This window comes from Streptomyces sp. NPDC054863, from assembly GCF_053610825.1.
In genome coordinates, this window is sequence record NZ_JBSGZD010000491.1 from 1 (window position 1) to 3,180 (window position 3,180).

At 69.3% G+C, this 3,180-nt stretch carries 2 protein-coding genes; both read right to left on the reverse strand.

Going from position 1 to position 3,180, the window contains the following annotated elements:
• Window positions 1–43: 43 nt before the first annotated feature.
• Window positions 44–1,606 carry a GMC family oxidoreductase gene (locus ACWGIG_RS38110; protein ID WP_453326310.1) on the reverse strand — a complete coding sequence of 521 codons (1,563 nt, stop codon included), beginning with the start codon at window positions 1,604–1,606 and terminating at the stop codon, window positions 44–46.
• A gap of 44 nt (window positions 1,607–1,650) precedes the next feature.
• The coding region (locus tag ACWGIG_RS38115; protein WP_453326311.1) for an APC family permease at window positions 1,651–3,180 on the reverse strand (1,530 nt) is incomplete at its 5' end.

Here is a 3,180-nt window from a genome sequence, read left to right on the forward strand (position 1 = left end):
GCACTGCGCCCCGACGCGACTTCAGGTCTGCCTCGACACGATTTCAGGTGGCCCTGAGCAGGTCCGCGCACTTCTCGCCGATCATCATCGTCGTGATGCACGGGTTGACCGCCGGCAGGAACGGCATGACGGAGGCGTCCGCCACCCGCAGGCCGGTGACGCCCTTGACCCGGAGTTCGGGGTCGAGCGGCGAGTCGGCGTCGTCCTTCGCCCCCATCCGCACGGTGCCTGCCGGGTGGTAGACGGTGTTGTGGGTCTCACGGATGTACGCGAACAGTTCCTCGTCGGTCGTGGCGTCCGGACCCGGGGCGAGCTCGGCTCCCGCCCACCCCGCCATCGGGGCCTGCGCGGCGATCTCGCGGGCCAGCCGCAGCCCGTACGTCATCACCCGGATGTCGTGCTCGTGCGTGAAGTAGCGCGGGTCCACCTTCGGCTTGTCCCGGAAGTCACGGGAGCGCAGCCGCACCGAGCCCATGGAGCGGGCGCGGGTCACGTTCGGGGTGAGGCAGAAGGCGTTGTCGGTGGTGGGGTAGCCGCGCCGGTAGGTGTTCATGTCGAAGGGCACCGAGCCGTAGTGGAACATCAGGTCAGGCCGGTCCAGGCCCGGTTCGGTGTCCGCGAAGATGCCGATCTCCCACCACTGGGTGGAGGAGGTGACCATGGGCTGCTTCGCCTCCCACATGATCACGCCCTCCGGGTGGTCCTGGAGGTGCTCGCCCACGCCGGGAGAGTCCACCCGTACCTCCACACCGCAGTCACGGAGCTGCTCCGCAGGCCCGATGCCCGACAGCATCAGGAGCTTCGGCGAGTCGATGGCCCCGCAGGAGACGATCACCTCGCGCCGGGCGCGGACCGTACCGGAGTGAACGGTGTCGGGCTCCAGGTACTCCACGCCGGTGCAGCGGCGGTCGTCGTCGAACAGCAGCCGCTTGGCCTGCAGCCCGGTCCGTACCTCCAGATGGGGTCGCCGGCCGAGAATCGGGTGCAGATACGACACGGAGGCGGACGAACGGGTCCCGTCCGTACGGGAGTTGATCTGGAACCAGTGTGCACCGCGCACCACCGTCCGGCCCGTGTTGAACGGGGTCGTGGGGATGCCCGCCGCCGCGCAGGCCTCCAGCAGGGCCGATCCGCACGGGTCGCTGGGCGGGACGCTCATGATGTTCACCGGGCCCGAGCGGCCGTGGTGGTCGCCGGGCGCGTCGTTGGTCTCCAGACGCCGGTAGAGCGGGAAGCAGTCCGCCGCGCTCCACCCCGTACAGCCCAGCGCGCCCCATTCGTCGAGGTCCTCGGCGGGCGCCCAGAAGGCGATGCAGGAGTTGTGCGAGGAGCAGCCGCCGAGCACCTTGGCCCGGGCGTGCCGCATGAAGCTGTTGCCGTTCTCCTGCGGCTCCACCGGGTAGTCCCAGTCGTATCCGGACTCCAGCAGGGCCATCCACCGGTCCAGCCGGAGGATGTTGTCGTCGCCGACGTCCGAGGGCCCTGCCTCCAGCACGCAGACGCTGACGTCCGGGTTCTCGGTGAGCCGCGCGGCGACGACGGCACCGGCCGTGCCGCCGCCGACCACCACGTAGTCGAACTCGTGGACAGGGCTCTGAGCGGACATCGCGCCTCCTGGATCGGGCGGGGGTCGGGGGTCGGGCGGGACAGTCAGGGGGTGGTGGTCTCGGTGCGGTGTTCCGCGAGTACGCCGGTCTTGTGCCGCTGCACGAACCAGTAGTAGGTGAAGCCGCCGAGCGCGACGACGCCGACGAAGAGGAACGCGCCCCAGCGCAGGTACCAGTGCTGCGGCCCGGTGGCGTTGTAGACCTCCGCGCGCGGCCAGGCCAGGTTGAGCGACATGGCAGCGCCCCACAGCACGGCGATGATGTTGATCGGCAGGCCGAACCTGCCGAGCGAGAACTTGCCTTCGGCCGGCTGCCACGTGCCGCGCAGGCGCCGGATCAGCATGGGCACGGTGACCAGCAGGTACGCCACGTAGATCATGATGATCGCGATGCTCGTGATCACCGAGAAGATCTGCGGCTGGTTGATGTTGATCACCAGGATGCCGACGGCCACGAGGCCGATGACGATGGCGGGCACGACGGGCGTCTGGAAGCGCGGGCTGACCCGGGCGAGCACGGACGACGCGGGCAGACAGTTGTCGCGGGCCATGGCGAACGCCAGCCGGATGCCGGCGGCGTGCACCGCCAGCTCGCAGACGGTGATCGCGACGACCACGCACCAGAGCACGATCTCGCCGATCGTCGAACCGAGCGTGCTGAGCACGACGTACTGCAGGCCGTCCGCGGAGAGTTCCTTGGCGTGCAGGTCCGGCACGGCAAGGAGCGCGAAGAGCAGGATCAGTCCGCCGATGAGGAACGAGGCGATGAGCGCCCGCAGGATCGCCCGCGGGGCGTTGTGGCTGGGGTCGAGGGACTCCTCGCCGAGCGAGGACGCCGTGTCGAACCCGTACATCACGTAGGCCGAGGCGAGCGAAGCGGTCAGGAAGGAGCCCAGGTAGCCCAGCGACTCGCCGCTGCCGAGCCCCTGGGTCTCGGTGAGGGCGCTGGGCCCGCGGGTGATGTGGGCTGCCAGCAGCACGATCAGGACGACGGCGGCGATCAGCTCGATCAGTACGCCCGCGGAGTTGATGCGGGCCATCAGTTTGACGCCGAACGCATTGATCAGGGTGGTGAACAGGATCAGCACGGAGCCGAGCAGCACGGCGTTCTTCGCGGTGTCGGTGGTGCCCGAGCCGTCCCCGACGAACTGGAAGACCTCGGAGATCTGCGGCAGCGTGACCTGGTACGCCAGAGCGACCGCGGCCAGCGACACCATGGTGGCGGTCACCATCATCCAGCCGCCGAGCCAGCCCACGTGCGGGCCGCCGAGCTGCTTGGCCCAGTTGTAGACGGATCCGGCGACCGGGAAGCGGGCGGCGAGCTCGCAGAAGCAGAGGGCCACCATCAGCTGTCCGACGAAGACCATCGGCCAGGACCACCAGTAGGCGGGTCCGCCGAAGCTGACTCCGAAGTAGAAGAGCTGGAAGGTGCCGGTCAGGATCGAGATGTAGCTGATCCCGGCGGCGAAGGTGTGGAAGTTGCCGAGGGTGCGCTTGAGTTCGGGGCGGTAGCCGAGTGCGCCGAGCGCCTCGTCGTCGTCCTTGCTCTGGGCGAGGGCGGCGGCGGCCGGGTC

Coding starts and splice junctions, on each gene's coding strand:
- ACWGIG_RS38110 (WP_453326310.1), bottom strand. CDS start 1,606: ATGTCCGCTCAGAGCCCTGTCCACGAGTTCGACTACGTGGTGGTCGGC.